The 23,135-nt window shown below is 44.3% G+C and carries 18 protein-coding genes and 1 tRNA gene; 16 read left to right on the top strand and 3 right to left on the bottom strand.

The window, feature by feature from the left end:
* Positions 1–5 precede the first annotated feature (5 nt).
* From rsmH to KO473_RS04770, 13 genes are all read left to right on the top strand, one after another.
* Positions 6–920: a 16S rRNA (cytosine(1402)-N(4))-methyltransferase RsmH gene (gene rsmH, locus KO473_RS04710; RefSeq protein ID WP_005812144.1), complete on the top strand. Its 915-nt coding sequence runs from the start codon at positions 6–8 to the stop codon at positions 918–920.
* Between the two features lie 28 nt (positions 921–948).
* Positions 949–1,290, top strand: a complete 342-nt coding sequence (locus KO473_RS04715; RefSeq protein WP_005779267.1) for an FtsL-like putative cell division protein — start codon at positions 949–951, stop codon at positions 1,288–1,290.
* Positions 1,291–1,317: 27 nt separating this feature from the next.
* Positions 1,318–3,417: a penicillin-binding protein gene (locus KO473_RS04720; RefSeq protein ID WP_032531123.1), complete on the top strand. Its 2,100-nt coding sequence runs from the start codon at positions 1,318–1,320 to the stop codon at positions 3,415–3,417.
* Positions 3,418–3,434: 17 nt separating this feature from the next.
* Positions 3,435–4,892 (top strand): UDP-N-acetylmuramoyl-L-alanyl-D-glutamate--2,6-diaminopimelate ligase, encoded by a 1,458-nt coding sequence (locus KO473_RS04725; RefSeq protein ID WP_005822780.1) that lies wholly within the window; start codon positions 3,435–3,437, stop codon positions 4,890–4,892.
* Positions 4,893–4,976: 84 nt separating this feature from the next.
* Positions 4,977–6,245, top strand: a complete 1,269-nt coding sequence (mraY, locus tag KO473_RS04730; protein ID WP_005779275.1) for a phospho-N-acetylmuramoyl-pentapeptide-transferase — start codon at positions 4,977–4,979, stop codon at positions 6,243–6,245.
* 140 nt (positions 6,246–6,385) lie between these two features.
* A complete protein-coding gene (gene murD, locus KO473_RS04735) occupies positions 6,386–7,720 on the top strand; it encodes a UDP-N-acetylmuramoyl-L-alanine--D-glutamate ligase (protein ID WP_005812148.1) in 1,335 nt (444 codons plus the stop codon).
* A 58-nt stretch (positions 7,721–7,778) separates the two neighbouring features.
* Positions 7,779–9,074 carry an FtsW/RodA/SpoVE family cell cycle protein gene (locus KO473_RS04740; protein ID WP_005779278.1) on the top strand — a complete coding sequence of 432 codons (1,296 nt, stop codon included), beginning with the start codon at positions 7,779–7,781 and terminating at the stop codon, positions 9,072–9,074.
* A 1-nt stretch (position 9,075) separates the two neighbouring features.
* Complete coding sequence (gene murG / locus KO473_RS04745) at positions 9,076–10,218, top strand: undecaprenyldiphospho-muramoylpentapeptide beta-N-acetylglucosaminyltransferase (protein ID WP_005822779.1); 1,143 nt, start codon at positions 9,076–9,078, stop codon at positions 10,216–10,218.
* On the top strand, positions 10,215–11,609 hold the full coding sequence (gene murC / locus KO473_RS04750) for a UDP-N-acetylmuramate--L-alanine ligase (RefSeq protein WP_005779282.1): 1,395 nt from the start codon (positions 10,215–10,217) through the stop codon (positions 11,607–11,609). The genes murG and murC overlap by 4 nt, the downstream gene beginning before the upstream one ends.
* 31 nt (positions 11,610–11,640) lie before the next feature.
* A complete protein-coding gene (locus tag KO473_RS04755; RefSeq protein ID WP_005779283.1) occupies positions 11,641–12,381 on the top strand; it encodes a cell division protein FtsQ/DivIB in 741 nt (246 codons plus the stop codon).
* Between the two features lie 76 nt (positions 12,382–12,457).
* A complete protein-coding gene (gene ftsA, locus KO473_RS04760; protein ID WP_005822778.1) occupies positions 12,458–13,888 on the top strand; it encodes a cell division protein FtsA in 1,431 nt (476 codons plus the stop codon).
* Between the two features lie 26 nt (positions 13,889–13,914).
* Positions 13,915–15,225, top strand: coding sequence for a cell division protein FtsZ (gene ftsZ, locus KO473_RS04765; RefSeq protein ID WP_005779287.1), 1,311 nt, complete (start codon positions 13,915–13,917; stop codon positions 15,223–15,225).
* An 83-nt stretch (positions 15,226–15,308) separates the two neighbouring features.
* On the top strand, positions 15,309–15,758 hold the full coding sequence (locus KO473_RS04770) for a GatB/YqeY domain-containing protein (RefSeq protein WP_005822777.1): 450 nt from the start codon (positions 15,309–15,311) through the stop codon (positions 15,756–15,758).
* A gap of 165 nt (positions 15,759–15,923) precedes the next feature.
* On the opposite strand, the gene recO is transcribed toward KO473_RS04770, so the two are convergent.
* Positions 15,924–16,652, bottom strand: coding sequence for a DNA repair protein RecO (gene recO, locus KO473_RS04775; RefSeq protein ID WP_005779289.1), 729 nt, complete (start codon positions 16,650–16,652; stop codon positions 15,924–15,926).
* A 298-nt stretch (positions 16,653–16,950) separates the two neighbouring features.
* On the opposite strand from recO, the gene KO473_RS04780 reads away from it, so the two are divergent.
* The 3 genes from KO473_RS04780 (at position 16,951) to gyrB (ending at position 19,455) form a co-directional block, all read left to right on the top strand.
* A tRNA-Glu gene (locus tag KO473_RS04780) sits at positions 16,951–17,022 on the top strand.
* 39 nt (positions 17,023–17,061) lie between these two features.
* Positions 17,062–17,316: a 30S ribosomal protein S20 gene (gene rpsT / locus KO473_RS04785; protein ID WP_005779290.1), complete on the top strand. Its 255-nt coding sequence runs from the start codon at positions 17,062–17,064 to the stop codon at positions 17,314–17,316.
* Between the two features lie 180 nt (positions 17,317–17,496).
* On the top strand, positions 17,497–19,455 hold the full coding sequence (gene gyrB, locus KO473_RS04790; protein WP_005779291.1) for a DNA topoisomerase (ATP-hydrolyzing) subunit B: 1,959 nt from the start codon (positions 17,497–17,499) through the stop codon (positions 19,453–19,455).
* A gap of 95 nt (positions 19,456–19,550) precedes the next feature.
* On the opposite strand, the gene KO473_RS04795 is transcribed toward gyrB, so the two are convergent.
* Together KO473_RS04795 and KO473_RS04800 are read right to left on the bottom strand one after the other, a co-directional pair.
* Entirely contained in the window at positions 19,551–22,517 is a 2,967-nt protein-coding gene (locus tag KO473_RS04795) for an AsmA family protein (RefSeq protein ID WP_005822776.1), read from the bottom strand.
* On the bottom strand, positions 22,514–23,095 hold the full coding sequence (locus KO473_RS04800) for a DUF3109 family protein (protein ID WP_005779295.1): 582 nt from the start codon (positions 23,093–23,095) through the stop codon (positions 22,514–22,516). The genes KO473_RS04795 and KO473_RS04800 overlap by 4 nt, the downstream gene beginning before the upstream one ends.
* Positions 23,096–23,135: the final 40 nt, after the last annotated feature.

Below are 23,135 nucleotides of genomic sequence, written 5' to 3' on the forward strand. Positions count from 1 at the left end.
GTAAAATGAAAGAAGAAGAAACAACATATCATGTACCGGTACTGCTGAAGGAAAGCGTAGATGCCATGAACATTACCCCGGACGGGACGTATGTAGACGTTACCTTCGGCGGGGGAGGACATTCCCGCGAAATACTTTCGCGTCTTGGAAACGGCGGACGCCTGTTGGGTTTCGATCAGGACGAGGATGCCGAACGTAACATTGTAAACGACCCGCACTTCACTTTTGTACGGAGCAATTTCCGTTATTTGCATAATTTTCTGCGCTACCACGATATTGAAGGAGTAGATTCCATATTGGCTGATCTGGGAGTATCTTCACATCACTTCGATGACAGTGAACGGGGATTCTCTTTCCGCTTTGACGGAAAACTGGATATGCGCATGAATAAGCGTGCAGGCATCACAGCGGCCGATGTGGTAAATACATACGAAGAAGAACGCCTGGCAGATATTTTTTACCTATATGGTGAACTGAAAAACAGCCGCAAACTGGCTTCCGTCATAGTCAAAGCACGCAGCGGACAGAAAATAGAAACGATCGGTGAATTTCTTGAAGTAGTGAAACCGCTTTTCGGACGCGAACGCGAAAAGAAAGAATTGGCAAAGGTATTTCAGGCACTCCGCATTGAAGTAAACCAGGAAATGGAAGCACTGAAGGAAATGCTGATGGCAGCAACAGAAGCATTGAAGCCAGGAGGACGGCTGGTGGTAATCACCTATCACTCTTTGGAAGATCGCATGGTGAAAAACATCATGAAAACCGGTAATGTAGAAGGTAAAACAACGCAGGACTTTTTCGGCAACCTGCAAACTCCCTTCCGCCTGGTAAACAACAAAGTAATTGTGCCCGATGAAGAAGAGATAGCACGCAATCCGCGTTCACGCAGTGCCAAACTGAGAATAGCCGAAAAGAAGTAAGAGAACAGAGTGAAATAAGAGAAGTGAAATGGAAGATAAAGAAGCAAAAAAGAAGAAAAGCAATTCCCTGAAAAGTATTCTGGGAGGTGATATTCTGGCAACGGATTTTTTTCGCCGCCAGACTAAATTGCTGGTACTGATTATGGTGCTTGTCATTTTCTACATTCATAATCGTTACGCAAGCCAACAACAGCAAATCGAAATAGACAAGTTGAAAAAAGAGCTGATTGACATCAAATACGATGCACTGACCCGAAGTTCGGAACTGATGGAAAAAAGCCGCCAGTCACGAATAGAGGACTATATATCCACCAAAGAAAGTGATTTGCAGACATCGACCAATCCACCTTATTTAATCAGAACGAAATAAAAGATGGCTGTAAACAAGAAAAATATAATGACCCGTTACTTCTTCGTCATCCTGCTGATGGGATTGATTGGAGTAGCCATTGTTGTCAAAGCAGGCATCACGATGTTTGCCGAACGTCAATATTGGCAGGATGTGGCCGACCGTTTCGTCAAAGAGAATGTAACGGTAAAGCCCAACCGCGGAAACATCATCTCTTCCGACGGCAAACTAATGGCCAGTTCGCTGCCGGAATATCGCATTTATATGGATTTCAAAGCCGGTGGAGTAAAGAAGGACACCATGCTGATGAATCATCTGGACGAAATATGTGCAGGACTCCATAAGATATTCCCTGATAAAAGTGCTTCGGAATTTAAAGCGCACCTTAAAAAAGGACGGAAACAGGGAAGTCGCAACTATCTGATTTATCCAAAACGTATTTCATACATCCAATATAAAGAAGCCAAACGCCTGCCGGTATTCAACCTGAATAAATACAAAGGCGGTTTCCACGAGTTAGCTTATAACCAAAGAAAAAAACCTTTTGGTTCACTTGCAGCCCGCACACTGGGGGACTTATATGCTGACACCGCCCAAGGTGCCAAGAATGGCATAGAGTTAGCTTTTGACTCCATACTGAAGGGGCATGACGGGATTACCCACCGGCAAAAAGTGATGAATAAATACCTGAATATTGTAGATATTCCTCCGGTAGATGGTTGTGACCTTCTTTCTACGATTGATGTAGGCATGCAGGATATTTGTGAAAAGGCCCTGACCGATAAACTGAAAGAGCTGAATGCCAAAGTAGGAGTAGCCGTATTGATGGAAGTAGCGACCGGAGAGGTTAAAGCCATCGTAAACATGATGAAAGCCGGAGACGGCAACTATTATGAAATGAGAAACAATGCCATCAGTGATATGCTCGAGCCGGGTTCTACCTTTAAGACAGCTTCTATCATGGTGGCACTTGAAGACGGTAAAATCACACCGGAAGATGTAATAGACACAGGCAATGGTGTCAAGATGATGTACGGTCGTCCCATGAAAGATTGGAATTGGCGCAAAGGCGGATATGGTCCATTGACAGTTACACAAATACTGGAAGTATCTTCAAATGTGGGTACATCCAGCATTATTGATAAATATTATGGTAGTAACCCACAAAAGTTTGTCGACGGACTGAAACGAATGAGTATCGATCAGCCTCTCCAATTGCAAATAGCCGGAGAAGGTAAGCCTAATATCAAAGGTCCGAAAGAGCGTTACTTTGCAAAAACCACTCTGCCGTGGATGAGCATCGGCTATGAGACCCAGGTACCACCGATGAATATCCTTACTTTCTACAATGCCATTGCCAACAACGGTGTTATGGTGCGTCCCAAATTTGTGAAAGCAGCCATAAAAAATGGTGAAATAGTGAAAGAATATCCGACAGAAATTATCAATCCGAGAATCTGTTCGGAACGGACCCTGAAACAAATACAGGAGATTCTTTATAAGGTTGTGCATGAAGGTCTGGCAGCCCCGGCAGGCTCCAAACAATTTGCCGTTTCGGGTAAGACGGGTACGGCGCAGATCTCACAAGGTGCTGCCGGATATACATCGGGAGGAGTGAACTATCTGGTCAGTTTCTGCGGATACTTTCCCTCAGAAGCTCCAAAGTATAGCTGTATCGTTTCCATACAAAAGCCAAATCCTCCTGCCTCCGGAGGCTTGATGGCCGGTAGCGTTTTCAGCAAAATTGCCGAAAGAGTGTATGCCAAAGACCTACGTTTGGACATTCGGAACGCAATCGATACCAATACGGTAGTGATTCCCGATGTTAAAGCAGGCGAAATGACAGAGGCCAGACAAGTATTGGAAGGATTGAATATTCAGACTCAGGCAGAGTTTAAAACTAAAAAGAATAAAGAAGTTTGGGGACATGCACAGGCAGCTCCCAAAGCAGTGATCCTGCAGGGAAAGGAACAATTACGGAACTTTGTACCCAGCGTTATCGGCATGGGAGCCAAAGATGCTGTTTACCTGCTGGAAAGCAAAGGATTGAAAGTGGCTCTGTCGGGAGTTGGCAAAGTGAGAAGCCAATCGTTGCCCCAGGGTACTACAATAAAGAAAGGACAAACCATCAGTATCCATCTGAATTGATTATTATAGATTAAGGTATGAAATTAAAAGAGATTCTAACATTTATCCATCCGGTAAAAATAACCGGAAATCAGGATATCGAAATAACCGGAGTTGACATCGACTCCAGACAGGTAGGGTCCGGCCATTTGTTTATGGCCATGCGCGGTACACAAACCGACGGACATGCCTATATCCCGGCAGCAATTGAGAAAGGGGCCATAGCCATTCTCTGCGAAGAGTTACCTGCAGAACTAAACGAAGAAATTACCTACATTCAGGTAACCGATAGTGAAGATGCTGTTGGTAAAGTAGCTACGGCTTTCTATGGAGACCCGACTTCGAAAATGGAACTGGTGGGTGTCACCGGTACAAATGGAAAGACGACGATTGCCACCTTATTATATAATACATTCCGGTATTTCGGTTACAAAGTGGGGCTTATCTCTACGGTATGCAATTATATAGACGATGAAGCCATCCCTACCGAACACACCACTCCTGACCCGATTACGCTGAACCGTCTTTTGGGACGTATGGCAGACGAAGGCTGCAAATATGCTTTCATGGAAGTAAGTTCGCACTCCATCGCGCAAAAAAGAATCAGCGGACTGAAGTTCGCCGGCGGCATCTTTACGAACCTGACACGCGATCATCTGGACTACCATAAAACAGTAGAGAATTATCTGAAAGCAAAAAAGAAATTCTTCGATGAACTGCCTAAAAGTTCTTTCAGCCTCACCAATCTGGACGACAAAAACGGACTCGTGATGACGCAGAATACGAAGTCGAAAGTATACACGTATTCTCTCCGCAGCCTGAGTGACTTCAAAGGGAAAGTACTGGAGTCACATTTTGAGGGAATGCTTCTTGACTTCAACAACCATGAGCTCGCAGTACAGTTTATAGGAAGATTCAATGCTTCGAATTTATTGGCCGTATTCGGCGCCGCCGTTTTACTGGGTAAGAAGGAAGAGGAGGTATTGGTTGCACTTAGTACGTTGCATCCTGTTGCCGGACGTTTCGATGCCATACGCTCCCCGCAAGGATATACAGCGATCGTAGACTATGCACACACATCGGATGCTTTGGTCAACGTCTTGAACGCCATACATGGAGTGCTTGAAGGAAAGGGCAAAGTGATTACTGTAGTCGGTGCCGGTGGCAACCGGGATAAAGGCAAACGTCCCATCATGGCAAAAGAAGCAGCCAAGGCAAGCGACCGGGTTATCATCACCTCAGACAATCCACGCTTCGAAGAGCCACAGGACATCATCAACGACATGTTGGCCGGACTGGACAACGAAGACAAGAAAAAAACACTGAGCATTGCAGACCGTAAGGAAGCTATACGCACGGCTTGCATGCTTGCTGAAAAAGGAGATGTGATTCTGGTTGCCGGAAAAGGACACGAGAATTATCAGGAAATCAAAGGGGTGAAACATCACTTTGATGATAAAGAGGTTTTAAAAGAGATTTTTTCATTGACTATTTAACGGACAATGATTGAAGTAATTCCGATGCCAAATGCCTGATTCCTTCAATCGTAAACCATAAATCGTCTCATTGTAAATAAAGTTATGTTATACTACTTGTTTGAATGGCTACATAAACTCAACTTTCCGGGTGCCGGAATGTTTGGGTACACCTCGTTCCGGGCATTGATGGCTGTCATCCTGGCGCTACTCATTTCCAGTATATGGGGAGACAAATTCATCAATCTGCTGAAACGGAAACAAATCACCGAAACGCAGCGTGACGCTAAGATCGATCCGTTTGGAGTTAATAAAGTAGGCGTACCCAGTATGGGAGGTGTGATCATTATTGTAGCAATTCTGATTCCCTGTTTATTACTGGGAAAACTGCATAACATCTATATGATATTGATGTTGATAACTACTGTATGGCTGGGATCTTTGGGGTTTGCGGACGACTATATCAAGATATTCAAGAAAGATAAAGAAGGCCTCCATGGCAAATTCAAAATCATCGGACAAGTGGGACTCGGGCTGATTGTCGGACTGACTCTATATCTGAGCCCTAATGTAGTAATCCGCGAGAATATAGAGATTCAGAAATCAGAAAACGAAATCGAAGTGATACATGGCACCCACGACCTGAAATCAACCCAGACCACGATTCCATTTTTCAAAAGCAACAACCTGGACTATGCAGACCTTGTGGGCTTCATGGGAGAACATGCCCAAACGGCCGGATGGATTTTGTTTGTCATTATCACTATCTTCGTCGTAACAGCCGTATCCAACGGTGCCAACCTGAATGATGGTATGGATGGTATGGCAGCAGGCAATTCAGCCATCATCGGACTGACACTGGGTATACTGGCCTATGTATCGAGCCATATTGAATTCGCCGGTTACCTGAATATCATGTATATTCCGGGAAGTGAAGAATTGGTAATTTTTATATGTGCCTTTATCGGCGCATTAATCGGTTTCTTATGGTACAATGCTTATCCGGCACAGGTATTCATGGGTGATACAGGCAGCCTGACCATTGGAGGAATCATCGCAGTATTTGCTATTATTATCCACAAAGAATTGCTGATTCCGATTCTCTGTGGTATATTCCTGGTTGAGAACCTGTCAGTACTCCTGCAACGCTTCTATTATAAAGCAGGCAAAAGAAAGGGGGTAAAACAACGTCTTTTCAAACGGGCACCGATACATGACCATTTCCGTACTTCGATGAGCCTGGTGGAACCGGGATGCAGTGTGAAATTTACAAAACCGGATCAACTGTTTCACGAATCCAAGATTACAGTCCGCTTCTGGATTGTAACCATCGTGTTGGCAGCCATTACGATTATAACACTAAAGATAAGATAACCCAAAGTGACAGGTAACAGGCTACAAGCTACAAGTGCCTGCTGCCGATCACTGAGTATGAACCTCAAACTTGTAGCATAGAGACAAAGGATTTACCGACCGTACACAAAACTCCGGTTGATAAACCATAACTAAAAATCATGAAAAGAATTGTAGTATTAGGAGCCGGTGAAAGCGGTGCGGGAGCAGCCGTTCTGGCAAAAGTAAAAGGATTCGATACTTTTGTATCGGATATGTCTGCCATCAAGGATAAGTATAAAACTCTCCTTGACAGCCATGGCATTGCCTGGGAGGAAGGCCGGCACACAGAAGAACGGATTCTGAATGCAGATGAAGTGGTGAAGAGCCCCGGAATTCCTAATGACGCCCCCCTAATTCTGAAATTGAAAGAGCAGGGTACGCCTATTATCTCTGAAATAGAATTTGCCGGCAGATACACTGATGCAAAGATGATCTGTATCACCGGTTCGAACGGAAAAACAACTACGACCTCACTTATCTATCACATCTTTAAAAGTGCCGGATTAAATGTGGGACTTGCCGGCAACATTGGTAAGAGCCTGGCATTACAAGTAGCGGAAGAGGAGCATGACTATTATGTAATTGAACTGAGTTCATTCCAGCTGGATAATATGTATAAGTTCCGTGCGGATATCGCCGTGCTGATGAATATCACACCAGACCATCTGGACCGATACGATCACTGCATGCAGAACTATATCAACGCAAAATTCCGTATTACACAGAACCAGACATCAGAAGACGCTTTTATCTTCTGGAATGATGACCCTATCATCAAACGTGAACTGGATAAACACGGCATCTGTGCCCACCTGTATCCATTCTCGGCAATTAAAGAAGAAGGGTCTATCGCTTATGTAGAAGACCATGAAGTAGTGATTACCGCACCAATTGCCTTCAACATGGAGCAGGAACAATTGGCTTTGACGGGACAACATAACCTTTATAACTCTTTAGCTGCCGGGATTTCTGCAAATCTGGCCGGCATTACCAAAGAGAATATACGAAGGGCGCTCAGCGATTTTCAAGGGGTAGAGCACCGTTTGGAAAAAGTAGCACGTGTACGGGGGATTGATTTTATCAACGACTCCAAAGCAACCAACGTCAACTCTTGCTGGTACGCTCTGCAAAGTATGACCACCAAAACAGTGTTGATCCTCGGGGGTAAAGATAAAGGGAATGATTATACGGAAATAGAGGAGCTGGTTCGGGAAAAATGCTCGGCATTGGTTTACCTTGGATTGCACAACGAAAAACTCCATGAGTTCTTTGATCGCCTGGGACTTCCCGTAGCAGAAGTACAAACCGGCATGAAGGATGCTGTAGAAGCAGCCTACAAACTGGCAAAAAAAGGTGAAACGGTATTGTTAAGCCCGTGCTGTGCTTCATTCGACCTTTTTAAGAGTTATGAGGACCGGGGTGACCAATTTAAGAAGTATGTAAGAGAATTATGAAATAAGAGTCTCTGAGCTTTAAAAAGGCAGGACTCCTAAGAGCTAAAAACTAAAAGCCGTGGATTTATTAAAGAACATATTCAAAGGTGATAAGGTAATCTGGATCATTTTCCTTTGCCTCTGCCTCATCTCTATTATAGAGGTGTTTAGTGCTGCCAGTACACTGACTTATAAAAGTGGTGATCACTGGGGACCCATCACACAGCATTCCATCATCCTGATGATCGGTGCAATCGTGGTGGTTTTGATGCACAACATCCCTTATAAATGGTTTCAGGTGTTCCCGGTCTTCCTGTACCCCATTTCGGTAGTGTTGTTAGCTTTCGTCACATTGATGGGAGTCATCACAGGCGACCGTGTAAATGGGGCTGCCCGCTGGATGAGTTTTATGGGATTACAGTTTCAACCTTCGGAACTGGCCAAGATGGCAGTAATCATTGCGGTTTCCTTTATTCTTTCCAAAAAACAGGATGATGAAGGAGCCAATCCAAAAGCCTTTAAATATATAATGATACTGACCGGACTGGTGTGCATGCTCATTGCTCCGGAAAATCTTTCGACAGCTATGCTGCTGTTCGGAGTCGTAGTACTGATGATGTTCATCGGGCGTGTCGCCTTCAAAAAGTTAGCTATGTTATTAGGTGGACTGGCACTGGCTGGGTGTCTGGGAGTAATCTTCCTGCTGGCCATACCTAAAGACACCGACATTCCGTTCCTCCACCGCTTTGATACCTGGAAAAGCCGTATCACCAACTTCACTGAGAAAGAGGAAGTACCGGCTGCAAAGTTCGATATTGACAAAGATGCCCAGATAGCCCATGCACGTATAGCCATTGCTACCAGTAACGTGATAGGTAAAGCTCCGGGAAACTCGATTCAACGCGATTTCCTGAGTCAGGCATTCTCCGATTTCATTTTTGCCATTATCATTGAAGAGTTGGGGCTGGTAGGAGGAGCCTTTGTGGTTATTCTCTACATCTGGCTGTTGGTTCGAACAGGCCGAATCGCCCAGAAATGTGAACGTACATTTCCGGCATTCCTTGTCATGGGAATCGCCTTGATGCTGGTATCACAAGCCATATTGAACATGATGGTAGCTGTCGGTTTGTTTCCTGTCACAGGACAGCCCTTACCACTAATCAGTAAAGGAGGGACAAGTACCCTGATCAACTGCGCCTATATCGGAATGATATTGAGTGTCAGCCGTTATACCGCTTATCTGGAAGAGAAAAAAGATAATCCCGCTCCCCTCCTTACCGGAGAAGAAGGGAGTGAAACCGTTGCAAGCGAAGCCCAAACAGCAGCTGAGCCTACAGCGGAAGTCTTAAACAGTGATGCTAAATTTGAAGAGTGATATGAATAAGGAAAATAATAAAGAGGGACGGGATGACATTTTAAGGATCATCATCAGTGGCGGTGGTACCGGAGGACATATTTTTCCGGCTATATCCATTGCAAACGCCATAAAAGAATTACGTCCCGATGCACAAATCCTGTTTGTAGGAGCCGAAGGAAGAATGGAGATGCAACGAGTACCGGATGCAGGCTATCAGATCATCGGATTACCCGTAGCAGGATTCGATCGCAAACATTTGTGGAAAAATGTTGCCGTATTACTGAAATTGGCACGCAGCCAATGGAAAGCGCGCAGCATTATCCGTCAGTTCCGTCCACAGGTAGCAGTAGGAGTAGGCGGATATGCAAGCGGTCCGACATTAAAAATGGCCGGAATGATGGGTGTACCCACCTTAATACAGGAGCAAAACTCATATGCCGGAGTAACCAACAAACTATTGGCAAAGAAAGCACGGAAAATCTGTGTAGCATATGATGGGATGGAAAAATTCTTTCCGGGCAGCAAAATCATTATGACAGGCAACCCGGTACGTCAGAATCTGTTAACGGAGAAGCCGGAACAAAAACAAGCTATTCGCTCTTTCGGACTGGATCCGGAGAAGAAAACCATTCTGATTCTGGGGGGAAGCCTGGGCGCCCGCACAATCAATAATACATTGATTGCCGGATTGCAGCTGATTCGTCAGACTAAAAATGTACAATTCATCTGGCAAACAGGAAAAATCTATTACCAGCAAGTAACGGAAGCCGTAAAAGTTGCCGGAAACATTCCTAATCTGTATGTGACAGACTTCATTAAAGATATGGCTGCCGCTTATGCTGCTGCCGACTTGGTTATTTCGCGTGCAGGTGCCGGCTCCATTTCCGAATTCTGCCTGTTGAATAAAGCAGTTATCCTGGTTCCGTCTCCCAACGTAGCAGAAGATCACCAAACCAAAAATGCATTGGCATTGGTGAACAAACGAGCTGCCATCTACGTAAAGGACGCAGAAGCGGAAGAGAAATTATTATCCGTGGCATTAGAAACCATAGCAGATTCCGGAAAACTAAAAGAACTTAGTGAAAACATCGCTCACCTGGCCCTACCAGATTCTGCCATCGTGATAGCAAAAGAAGTTATAAAATTAGCACAACAGCCATGAACATAGAAACTATTCAATCTGTATATTTTGTCGGTGCAGGAGGTATCGGAATGAGTGCCCTCGTACGCTATTTCCTTTCTAAAGGGAAGGTAGTGGCAGGCTATGACCGTACCCCCAGTGAACTGACTCAACACCTTATAGAAGAAGGAGCACAGATTCATTACGAAGAAAATATCAATCTTATCCCGGATGCCTGTAAAGACCCGGCCACGACACTGGTCGTTTTAACTCCTGCCGTACCTCAGGAACATGCCGAATTGACCTACTTCCGTGACAACGGATTCGAAATACAAAAACGTGCACAAGTATTAGGCACCATCACCCATTCCAGTAAAGGGCTTTGTGTAGCCGGTACACATGGTAAAACCACTACATCAACGATGACGGCCCATCTGCTTCATCACTCGCATATAGGCTGCACTGCCTTTTTGGGAGGTATTTCCAAAAATTATGGAACGAATCTGTTACTCTCTCCAAGCAGTCCGTATACCGTAATCGAAGCTGACGAATTCGACCGTTCATTCCACTGGCTGTCTCCATATATGTCTGTCATTACCGCAACCGATCCGGATCATCTGGATATTTATGGAACCGAACAGGCTTATCTGGAAAGCTTTGAGCACTATACCACATTAATCCAGCCGGGAGGGGCACTGATCATCCGCGAAGGCATTTCTCTTCAGCCTAAAGTGCAAGAGGGTGTCAAGATTTACACCTATTCACGCGATAAAGGAGACTTCCATGCTGAAAACATTCGCATTGGAAACGGAGAAATCTTCATCGATTTTATAGGACCGGATATTCGCATCGACAACATTCAGCTGGGAGTGCCCGTAAGTATCAATATAGAGAATGGAGTCGCTGCCATGGCACTTGCCTATCTCAATGGAGTGACCGCCGAAGAAATCAAACAAGGAATGGCAAGTTTCCGAGGTGTGGACCGTCGATTCGACTTCAAGATCAAAAACGACCAGATCGTGTTCCTGAGTGATTACGCTCATCATCCCTCCGAAATCAAACAGAGTGTGATGTCCATGCGTGAACTCTACCGGGATAAAAAGATCACCGCTGTTTTTCAGCCACACCTCTATACCCGTACACGGGACTTCTATAAAGACTTTGCCGATAGCTTGTCGCTACTCGACGAAGTAATACTGGTAGATATCTATCCGGCGCGTGAACAGCCTATTCCAGGGGTAACCAGTCAACTGATATATGATAACCTACGTCCGGGTATTGAAAAAAGCATGTGTAAGAAAGAGGAAATACTCGATGTGCTGAAAACGAAGCATATCGAGGTGTTGATCACGTTGGGAGCAGGAGACATAGATAGCTATGTCCCGGATATTTGTGAACTATTGACCCGAAGGATAACTCCATCGGACAATTAATTTGTAAATCGTCAAAACAATAAATTTCCTCATGATAAAAAGAATCCTTCTGACCATCGTCATGTTACTTCTCATAGCCTATCTCGTAGCGGCTGTGACAGTATTCAACAGCAAACCTGCCCATCAGGTCTGCCGCGACATGGAATTAGTAATAAAGGATACGCTCAATGCCGGTTTCGTCACTAAAAACGAGGTAGCTGCCATCCTGCAAAAGAAAGGCATTTATCCCGTTGGAAAGAAAATGGACCGCATTCACACCAAAACGCTGGAAAAAGAGTTGAACAAGCATCCGCTGATCAATGAAGCACAATGCTATAAAACTCCAAGCGGCAAACTTTGCGTGGAAGTGACACAACGTGTACCGATTCTCCGCATCATGAGCAACAATGGTGAAAACTACTATCTGGATAACAAAGGTAAAGTGATGCCTCCCGATGCAAAATGCGTAGCACACCGGGCAATTGTCACCGGAAATGTAGAAAAGTCGTTTGCAATGAAGGATTTATATAAGTTTGGTGTATTTTTGCAAAACAATCCGTTCTGGGAAGCCCAGATTGTGCAAATAAACGTGCTCCCCGGGAAAGAGATCGAATTGATTCCCCGTGTAGGTAATCATATTATCTATCTGGGCAAGTTAGAACATTTTGAGGATAAACTGGGACGATTGAAGACCTTTTACGAAAAAGGGCTGAACCAGGTGGGATGGAACAAATATTCACGCATCAGCCTGGAATTCGGTAATCAGATTATCTGCACAAAAAAGAAACAATAATTCGTAAACAGCTAAACGTACCTTTGTGTTAAAGAGATGAGTCTATAATACAAAAGGGAATAAAATAGAATTTTATATGGCAACAACAGATTTTATCGCCGCTATTGAACTGGGTTCATCGAAAATAGCCGGTATAGCCGGAAAGAAGAATAGTGATGGAAGCATACAGGTATTAGCTTATGCCAGGGAGGATTCGTCTTCATTCATCCGGAAAGGAGTGATTTACAATCTGGATAAAACGGCACAGAGCCTGACCTCCATCATCAATAAGCTGGAGGGTGCTCTCAACAACTCAATTGCCAAGATCTATGTGGGTATCGGGGGGCAATCGCTCCGTACGGTACGCAATGTAGTTAGTCGCGATCTTGAGGAGGAGACCATTATCTCTCAGGAATTAGTCGACTCCATCTGTGATGAAAATCTTGAGATACCACTGATCGATATGGATATACTGGACGTTGCTCCGCAAGAATACAAAATTGGAAACAATCTCCAGGCAGATCCCGTCGGTGTGGCAGGAAGCCATATTGAAGGACGCTTTCTGAACATTGTGGCACGTGCTTCGCTCAAGAAAAACCTGGAACGCTGTTTCGAACAAGCTAAAATTGAAATAGCAGATTTATTGATCTCCCCGCTGGTTACTGCAGATGCAGTGCTGACGGAAAGTGAGAGACGTTCCGGCTGTGCACTGATTGATTTCGGAGCCGACACATCGACTATTTCCATCTATAAGAATAACATTCTCCGATTCCTTACCGTACTGCCATTAGGAGGAAACAGCATTACTCATGATCTCGTTTCCCTTCAGATAGAAGAGGAAGAAGGCGAACGCCTGAAAATCAGATATGGTAACGCCTTTTACGAAGAGGAAGAAGGCGAAGAACCTGCTACCTGCCAACTGGAAGAAGGAGGTAGAACCGTAGAACTCGGCAAACTGAATAATATCATCGAGGCGCGTACTGAAGAAATTATCGCAAACGTATGGAATCAGATTCAACTTTCAGGGTATGATGATAAACTGTTGGCCGGACTTATCATTACAGGAGGAGCCTCCAATCTGAAAAACCTGGACGAAGCTCTCCGTAAACGAAGTAAGATAGAAAAGGTGAGAAGCGCACGATTCGTACGCAACACCATTCATGCAGACGAAGATGTTGTGAAGAAAGACGGTACACAGAACACCTTATTCGGACTGCTTGCTGCCGGCAATGAAAACTGTTGCCTGCAAGAGACACCTGCTCCCCAGCCGCATGTACAACCTCAGCCTCAACCCGAACCGGTGAATATGTTTGAAGAAGATGAGAGTCTGAAAGAACAGGAAGCCGCTGCACGTGCTGCCAAAAAGAAAAAAGAGGAAGAGGAAAAAAGACGGAAAGAAGAAGAAAAGCAACGTAAACTGGAGGAGAAAAAAAGAAGAGAAGAAGAAAGAAGAAACAAACCGAATTGGTTTAAATCGACTTTCGACAAACTTTCTAATGAGATTTTCTCCGATGAAGATATGAAATAAAGTGATAATTCATAATACAATATAATATGGACGAGATAGTACAATTCGATTTCCCTACAGATTCGCCGAAAATCATCAAAGTGATTGGTGTAGGAGGTGGTGGAGGTAACGCCGTCAACCACATGTACCGGGAAGGCATACACGACGTGACATTCGTTCTCTGCAATACCGACAACCAGGCATTGGCTGAGTCTCCTGTACCGGTCAAACTGCAACTGGGACGTTCCATCACGCAAGGACTCGGTGCCGGAAACCGTCCGGAGCGTGCACGTGATGCTGCCGAAGAGAGCATCGAAGACATAAAAAACCTGCTGAATGATGGTACCAAGATGGTATTTATCACTGCCGGAATGGGCGGAGGTACCGGAACCGGAGCAGCCCCCGTCATCGCCCGTATCGCTAAAGAGATGGATATCCTGACTGTCGGAATCGTTACCATCCCTTTTATCTTTGAAGGCGAAAAGAAAATTATCCAGGCTCTGGATGGAGTAGAACGCATTGCCCAACATGTAGACGCTTTGTTGGTGATCAATAACGAACGCCTGCGTGAAATTTATTCCGACCTGACCTTTATGAACGCATTCGGCAAGGCAGATGACACACTGTCAATCGCAGCCAAAAGTATTGCCGAAATCATCACCATGCGGGGTACGGTAAACCTGGACTTCGCTGATGTAAAAACAATCCTCAAAGACGGTGGTGTAGCCATCATGAGTACCGGATTCGGTGAAGGAGAAAACCGCGTAACCAAAGCAATCGACGACGCACTCCATTCACCGTTACTCAATAACAATGACATCTTCAATGCGAAGAAAGTCATGCTGAATGTTTCGTTCTGTCCTGCTTCCGAACTGATGATGGAGGAAATGAATGAAGTGCACGAGTTTATGAGCAAATTCCGCGAAGGTGTAGAAGTGATCTGGGGTGTGGCTATGGATACCTCACTGGATACGAAAGTGAAGATCACTGTGCTTGCTACCGGTTTCGGTGTGGAAGACGTACCAGGTATGGACGACCTACACGAGAAACGCAGCCAGGAAGAAGAAGAACGTCAGTTGCAGCTGGAAGAAGAGAAGGAAAAGAACAAAGAGCGCATTCGTAAAGCATATGGTGAAAGTGCCAGTGGCATCGGAACACGCAACCTGCGGAAACGCCGTCATATCTATCTCTTCAATCCGGAAGATCTGGACAATGATGATATCATCGCCATGGTAGAAGACTCTCCTACTTACCTTCGCGACAAAACGACTTTGGGTAAGATCAAAGCAAAAGCCGCATTGGAAGAAGAGATAGCTACTGAAGAAGCTATAGATGACAGTGGAGTTATCACATTTTAATAAATAGCTAAATATATCGATCATTAACCCGGATTTACCAATTATAAACCGTAAATCGTTAAATCATAATATAACATAACATCATGGATTTATTCGAAAGAGTCAGCGAAGACATTAAAAACGCAATGAAAGCGAAAGATAAAGTAGCCCTTGAAACCCTTAGAAATGTAAAGAAGTTCTTTCTGGAAGCTAAAACTGCTCCGGGAGCCAATGACATCCTTACAGACGCAGATGCACTGAAAATCGTGCAAAAACTGGTAAAACAAGGTAAAGATGCTGCAGAAATATATATAGGACAGGGTCGTCAGGACTTAGCCGATGCAGAATTGGCACAAGTACAAGTCATGGAAACCTATTTACCGAAACAAATGACTGCCGAAGAACTGGAAGCTGCACTGAAAGAGATTATTGCTGAAGTAGGTGCTACCAGTGGTAAAGATATGGGAAAGGTAATGGGAGTAGCCTCCAAGAAACTTGCCGGATTGGCCGAAGGACGCGCTATTTCAACTAAAGTAAAAGAGTTGTTGGGATAATCTCAACGTATAAATCCTGCTTATAAGAGAAGCTACACAATAGCTACACTCTCTTTTACAAGAAATCTACCCCCGGATGTACATCAGAATTACATCCGGGGGTAGATTGTTTACAGACACGGATTACCAAAGCCAAATGAAGTACACAGAAATGGGCAAGAGATACTAATCAAATAATTCCTTCAATACATCCAATGATTTCAGTACAGGAAAATCAGGAAGATGTAACCGGTAATACTCATTAATAATAGCCAGGCATCGGGCCCTTTCCGTACGGTTCATTCCGAAAAGGTGCATTGTTTCATAGTTCATACGCATCAATTGCAGTAATCTCCCAGCTTCATCAGGCTGGATATAGCAAGAATGAAGTTGAGGACGAACCGAAGTAAAGTTAGCATTCAACATATCAAAATAGTCACCCGTATGATAATCATCCAGATTGGGGTACAATCCCAGAAAGCGGGAAAGACGCATCAGAAACACCAGATGAAAGTTGGCAAAGCTAATCTTACAAGCATCCAACCACAAGATAGAATGCTGTAAATAGGCAAACAATGGGCGGTTCTCCGCCTCTTCGCGAATGGCACGATAAAGAAATTCCGCAAGGAAAAGAGCTATAGCCGATTTAAAAGGATCATAAGGAATGGAGGCGAACGGACTAAAGGATTTAGCTTCCTTAATTCTGAAAAGCGAAGTATTCGGCCGATAATCTGCCTCAAACTCAATCAGCGCCAACGGCTGGAATAGTACTGATTTGACAGCAGCCTTCTTAGAGCGTGGCACAGCAACCAGAAAAGATGCACGTCCTGAAAGCTCAGTATACATCTCAACGATATTTGAAGTATCGTTATACTTTAGTATATGAAGAACGATTCCAACTGTTTTTTGCAGCATATCTCTAACTTTTCTTTCGGGTAACAAAGCTACGAAAAAAGTGTGAATAGACAATCAAAGACTCCTATCTCAAAAAAAAGTTTATATCCCGAACAAAACGTAAAAAGAACATATATCACTGATTATCAATAAATAAACAAAGAAAAATAATATATCTATCAAAAATAATTGGAATTTTTTTCTGCAAATAGTTTGGTAGTTTCAAAAAAAGGTCTACCTTTGCACTCGCAATCGGGAAACAACGATACAGAACGAAAGCAAAGCGAAACAAAAAGAGCAGAAATGCTCAATACAGGATGGCCCGTTCGTCTATCGGTTAGGACGCAAGATTTTCATTCTTGAAAGGGGGGTTCGATTCCCCCACGGGCTACAATTAAAAAAATAAACGAATTAAAACAGATTAGTCGAGATGGCAAATCATAAATCATCAATCAAGAGAATCAGACAAGAAGAAAGCAGAAGACTTCGCAACAGATATTATGGTAAAACCATGAGAAATGCTGTTAGAAAACTTCGTTCAACTACTGACAAAGCAGAAGCAACTGCTATGTACCCAAGCATCACTAAGATGGTAGACAAGTTAGCTAAAACAAATGTTATTCATAAGAATAAAGCTAACAACTTGAAATCTAAGTTGGCTATTTACATCAATAAGCTTGCTTAAGAAATAAGACTTATAACAGACTCTATACAATATTGAGAGCCGAACTTTTTAGTTCGGCTTTTCATGTTTAAAACCATCCCATCCGGTTTACTTTAAATTCTTCTTTTTTCACTCTTCATTCTTCTCTAACTCAGATATTTTCACTATATTTGCTCTGTTATTATAATTAGGAATCAAATTATGAGCGAAGAACAGAATCCCACCAATAACGGGTCTTATTCAGCAGATAGTATCCAAGTATTGGAAGGACTTGAAGCAGTTAGAAAACGCCCTGCTATGTACATTGGTGACATCAGCGTAAAGGGACTTCATCACTTGGTATATGAAATTGTCGACAACTCTATCGACGAAGCATTGGCTGGTTATTGCGACCATATCGAAGTAACTATCAACGAAGATAACTCTATCACCGTACAGGACAATGGCCGTGGTATCCCCGTAGATTTCCACGAAAAAGAGCAGAAATCTGCCCTTGAAGTTGCCATGACTGTGCTACATGCCGGAGGTAAATTCGATAAAGGCTCGTATAAAGTATCCGGAGGTTTGCACGGTGTCGGTATGTCTTGTGTAAATGCATTGTCTACACACATGACCACCCAGGTATTCCGTAACGGTAAAATCTACCAGCAGGAATACGAAATCGGCAAGCCCCTTTATGCAGTCAAAGAAGTAGGAACAGCCGACCATACAGGAACCAAACAACAATTCTGGCCTGACGACAGTATCTTTACCGAAACAGTCTATGACTACAAGATTCTGGCTTCACGCTTACGTGAGCTGGCTTACTTGAATGCGGGATTACGCATCTCACTGACAGACCGACGTGTAATAAACGAAGACGGTAGCTTCAAACACGAAACTTTCTACTCGGAAGAAGGTTTAAGAGAGTTCGTACGCTTCATAGAATCGTCACGCGAACACTTGATTAACGATGTGATCTATTTGAACACGGAGAAGCAGAACATCCCCATCGAGGTAGCTATCATGTATAATACCGGATTCTCTGAGAATATCCACTCGTATGTCAATAATATCAATACAATAGAAGGCGGTACGCATCTGGCAGGTTTCCGCCGTGCCTTGACCCGTACACTGAAAAAGTATGCAGAAGACAGCAAAATGCTGGAAAAGGTCAAAATAGAAATCTCCGGTGATGACTTCCGTGAAGGACTTACAGCCGTGATCTCTGTAAAAGTTGCTGAACCTCAATTTGAAGGACAGACTAAAACCAAGTTGGGAAACAACGAAGTGATGGGTGCTGTCGACCAGGCTGTAGGTGAAGTACTGAACTATTATCTGGAAGAACACCCGAAAGAAGCAAAAGCCATTGTAGACAAGGTGATTCTGGCTGCCACTGCCCGCCACGCTGCACGTAAAGCACGTGAAATGGTTCAACGCAAATCCCCCATGTCAGGAGGCGGGCTACCGGGAAAACTGGCTGACTGTTCGGATAAAGACCCGCAAAAGTGCGAATTGTTCCTCGTCGAGGGAGATTCAGCAGGCGGTACAGCCAAACAAGGCCGTAACCGTGCATTCCAAGCCATCCTTCCACTACGCGGTAAGATTCTGAACGTAGAGAAAGCAATGTATCACAAAGCTCTTGAGAGTGAAGAAATACGCAATATCTACACCGCCTTAGGCGTTACCATCGGCACTGAAGAAGACAGTAAGGCTGCCAATATCGATAAGTTGCGCTATCACAAGATCATCATCATGACCGATGCCGACGTCGATGGTTCACACATCGACACACTGATCATGACCTTCTTCTTCCGGTATATGCCGCAAATCATACAGAATGGGTATCTCTATATCGCAACTCCCCCACTCTATCTCTGCAAAAAAGGTAAAGTAGAAGAGTATTGCTGGACAGATGCACAACGCCAGAAGTTTATCGACACTTACGGTGGCGGTTCGGAAAATGCAATTCATACACAACGTTACAAAGGTTTGGGTGAAATGAACGCCCAGCAGTTGTGGGAAACAACCATGGACCCTGAAAACCGTATGCTGAAACAAGTTAATATTGACAACGCAGCAGAAGCCGATTATATCTTTTCCATGTTAATGGGTGAAGATGTAGGACCACGCCGCGAATTCATAGAAGAGAATGCAACGTATGCAAATATCGATGCATAATTCGTAATATAAACACCAACCTCACATCTTACAACGAAGAAGCGCCGGTACTGAAGGAAAATCCTTCGGACCGGCGCTTTTCTTTGATTATCTTTTTATCTGGGCCTTCGTCCGGTAATTACTCTCCGGAAGCGGTTAACAATCTCGTTACCCATATTCACACGGGTACTGTCCACCCGATGCACTGCAGCGGGGGTAACCGCATCTTTATACTTAGCCTTGCCAATGCGGAATTTCATTTTATCCAGATTACCTGTAATATTTACTCCGGCTTTAAACGGCAATGGCGATTTAAGAATGGAAATATGATAATTAAAATTCATATCCAGTCCTTGTTCACCGCCGATAGCCGCTTTATAACGGTCTATCTCTACGAGGAACGGATAAACGGTCACATTACCGTCATGTACCGTCACATTGACAGAAATACTGTCGAATACATTTTCCTTCTTATTCTTAAACATCAACATCTTCGAAATCTCAGCAAAGGTTTCTCCATCCATCAGAACCAGACTGTCCCCTTTGATATGAATAGCCGAGCGCAAAGTCGGGATACGGATATTCATAGCCGAATCCAAGCGGGCATCGGCTGCCACATCAAACATAACACGCCCTTTAAAAGAACGAAGCATGGGCACTATCGTGTCGAGTGAAGGCACGAAATCAACCAGCTTTGCAATATTGATATTCCGGATTTTGAGATCGAAACCGGCATATCCACCACGCGGGCTACTGGCCTTATAAACCATTACCGCTTTCATATCCGCATCGAGAGCGCGCATCGAAAGGTCTTCCAGATGTATGGCCTGATTTTTAATATCCACCGCACCATGCACATTTTCAAAAAGCATTTTTTCAAAAACTACCTTTTTCAAATCTGTCTGCAGTTCAAAATCTATGTTTCGGGGAATCACGAATAACTTCATCTCCGAAGGCACACTGTCGGTAAGCACTTCCGTAGTGTCCTGAGGGAAAGACAATGAATTAATTAATTGATTGCAATCTATCAGATTGGAAGTAAGGGATAAATGCGCTGTCAGCTTCTCGCCTTTCGTCATAGCCCTGTAAACGCCCTCCATATCACCGGTAGCCGTCATGTCAGAACGTCCGATACGGACAGAAGCATTCTTCAGCCTGATTTTCGGCCCATCGACTGTTACCGCTGTCTTTGCCATACGGATGGGCAATCCGAACTCCGGTGTACGGAAACGCAAACGGTCGAAACCAACGATTCCCTTAGGCACCCACAAAGAGTCATTCAATTTCTCAGCTTTCATCTTGATGCCGGCCACATTCATAGCCATACGAGTCTCCGCCGCACTGAAGAAAAGCGAATCGGCACGAAGCGAGAAATCAACTGCCGGCTTTGTTACATCCGCTTCCTGAGGTTCCAAAGCCGCTTGGGCCTTAGCACGGGCACTGTATAACTTTATCGAATCTCCCATCGAAGCACGAAGCTTACTTACTTCCATATCGCACTGCAAAGAAACGATACGGGTAGTATCCTGCGGATTAGTAGAAGTTACGTTGGCAACCAACCGTTCAATATCAGAAGAAACCAAACGGCTTCTCAACACCAGTTTCCGGATATCCACCTGAGCCTGCAAAGTCTCGTTATCACGGAAACGGAAAGTCGCATTACCCAGGAAATTGAAATCTTTAGCGGTATCTTTCAATTCAAAATCATTCAGTTCGAGCTTGCCTCCCAACTTCATACGTCCGATGTCCTGCTTCTTCAAAGTAGAAAGACGACACTTCATTCTCATATCCGCATCCAGTTTACCCCGGATCGTCACACTTTCCTGTAACGGAAAGGTTTTGGCAAGTGCATCCAGGTCAACGGTCGACTTGGTATGAAAAGTGATCAACGGATCATTCAACAAGTCGTCTACTTTCGCATCGGCCAGTACTTCGGTATGCGCCCCCTTAAAGTGGAAGATTTTCAGATTCAGATAAGAAGGCTGATGACGCATCAGATCGACATACGCATCAAAATCCGCCGTCACCTCATCAATGCCATACGGCAAACCCTTGTATTGTGCCGAAGCCTCTTTAATACCGATCTTCAATGACACAGCCGGTAACTTTTTGTCACCATATACGCCTCTCACCCTGCCACTGACAGTAACCTCCCCTTTGGCCGAGACTTTACTGTCTTTCACATATGCTTTCGGAATCATTCGAAGTACTGTCTCCATAGATGGAGCATGCAAGCCATACTCCAGATCCATACCGATCGTTTTTGCCACAGTATCCCGACGGAATGCCCCGTTCACATCCAATTGAATCCCATTTACATTAAGCTCCGTATCTTTCAGTTTCCAGACAGCAGTCTGACGATCCACCGTAATATCCGTCCGAAGAGAAGTAGCTATCTTATTGACCAGCAATTCCCCCTGTTGCCAGAAAAGTATATTCTTATTGTCGAACTTCAGTCCCAGGGTAGAAACACCTTTTGTCAATGAAAGTCTCAACTTCAGATTAGCATCATCTATCCGCGAATAGATATCCGTATTCCGGTCATCGAAAATGAGATTGGCATGTTTAAGTTCGATATTCCGGATATCAATTTCGCTATTAAAGTCAGCAGACACAGTATCCTCCGGAATCGTATCTGCCGAAGCACGGGTCACTTCCCAGTTTGCCTGTCCGGCCTTGTCCCGGTAGGCATACACTGATACTTTGTCCAAAGAGAGATTATGAACGACGATACGATTCTCCGTCCAATATGCCACCGGGTTTACAGTCAGCACACACTCTTTGAAAGAAAGCAATGAATCGGTTTTACACCAATTACTATCATTCAAAGTTCTGGACACCAGAGAGCCGTTCTTAACTTTCAGTCCAAATTGTGGGAAAGTCGAAAAGAAAGTCAATTCTACGCTTTCCATATCCAAGTGTGCATTCAGAGTCTGATTGGCAGCATCCAGCACGACCGGAGTCAGTTTCTTCGGAGTTACGATAAAATTAATCACGAAAGCAATGGCTACAAGCAGCACCAAGAGTACAGAGCCCAATGTGATGCCACTGATCTTGAGTATCTTCTTTACTTGTCTGTTCATATCATCCCTCTATCCTGTAACTCTTTTACCACAATTTCCAGTTCATCATACCACTCCTGACCAAACTTGCGAATCAACGGTTCTTTCAGGAAACGGTAGACAGGCACATTCTCTTTCCGGCCCAACAATACAGCAGCCTTACACACATCCCACCGATGGTAGTTTACCGCCTTATAAGGTCCATAATTACCTACCCGTATGGGATACAGATGGCAAGAGACCGGTTTATAGAAATTTACTTTTCCCTCCCGGTATGCTTTCTCGATGGCACAATAACAATATCCTTTCTCGTCATAACAGGTAAACACACAGTCCTTTCCGTTCACAATGGAAGTCACCAGATCGCCATCCGGATCGGTATACACCACTCCCTGCTTGTCTATCACGGCACGCGCCTCGGGTGACAATTCGTCCCAAACGACCGGAAGCACTTCCTCCAGTTTCTCCACTTCCTCCAGTTCTACCGGAGCCCCGGCATCTCCTTCAATGCAACATTCACCTTTGCAGGCATCCAGGTTGCATATAAACTTTTCGCGAAGCACATCCAGGCTTACAACAACGTCATCTATCTGAATCATAATTCTATCCTATAAAAAAGGCGGAGTAGAACTCCGCCCT

The sequence above is a fragment of the Bacteroides sp. HF-4919 genome, assembly GCF_018860125.1.

Bases quoted from the DNA above. Each gene is read 5' to 3' on its own strand.
- rsmH (WP_005812144.1), top strand. From the start codon at position 6: ATGAAAGAAGAAGAAACAACATATCATGTACCGGTACTGCTGAAGGAA.
- KO473_RS04715 (WP_005779267.1), top strand. From the start codon at position 949: ATGGAAGATAAAGAAGCAAAAAAGAAGAAAAGCAATTCCCTGAAAAGT.
- KO473_RS04720 (WP_032531123.1), top strand. From the start codon at position 1,318: ATGACCCGTTACTTCTTCGTCATCCTGCTGATGGGATTGATTGGAGTA.
- KO473_RS04725 (WP_005822780.1), top strand. From the start codon at position 3,435: ATGAAATTAAAAGAGATTCTAACATTTATCCATCCGGTAAAAATAACC.
- mraY (WP_005779275.1), top strand. From the start codon at position 4,977: ATGTTATACTACTTGTTTGAATGGCTACATAAACTCAACTTTCCGGGT.
- murD (WP_005812148.1), top strand. From the start codon at position 6,386: ATGAAAAGAATTGTAGTATTAGGAGCCGGTGAAAGCGGTGCGGGAGCA.
- murG (WP_005822779.1), top strand. From the start codon at position 9,076: ATGAATAAGGAAAATAATAAAGAGGGACGGGATGACATTTTAAGGATC.
- murC (WP_005779282.1), top strand. From the start codon at position 10,215: ATGAACATAGAAACTATTCAATCTGTATATTTTGTCGGTGCAGGAGGT.
- KO473_RS04755 (WP_005779283.1), top strand. From the start codon at position 11,641: ATGATAAAAAGAATCCTTCTGACCATCGTCATGTTACTTCTCATAGCC.
- ftsA (WP_005822778.1), top strand. From the start codon at position 12,458: ATGGCAACAACAGATTTTATCGCCGCTATTGAACTGGGTTCATCGAAA.
- ftsZ (WP_005779287.1), top strand. From the start codon at position 13,915: ATGGACGAGATAGTACAATTCGATTTCCCTACAGATTCGCCGAAAATC.
- KO473_RS04770 (WP_005822777.1), top strand. From the start codon at position 15,309: ATGGATTTATTCGAAAGAGTCAGCGAAGACATTAAAAACGCAATGAAA.
- recO (WP_005779289.1), bottom strand. From the start codon at position 16,652: ATGCTGCAAAAAACAGTTGGAATCGTTCTTCATATACTAAAGTATAAC.
- rpsT (WP_005779290.1), top strand. From the start codon at position 17,062: ATGGCAAATCATAAATCATCAATCAAGAGAATCAGACAAGAAGAAAGC.
- gyrB (WP_005779291.1), top strand. From the start codon at position 17,497: ATGAGCGAAGAACAGAATCCCACCAATAACGGGTCTTATTCAGCAGAT.
- KO473_RS04795 (WP_005822776.1), bottom strand. From the start codon at position 22,517: ATGAACAGACAAGTAAAGAAGATACTCAAGATCAGTGGCATCACATTG.
- KO473_RS04800 (WP_005779295.1), bottom strand. From the start codon at position 23,095: ATGATTCAGATAGATGACGTTGTTGTAAGCCTGGATGTGCTTCGCGAA.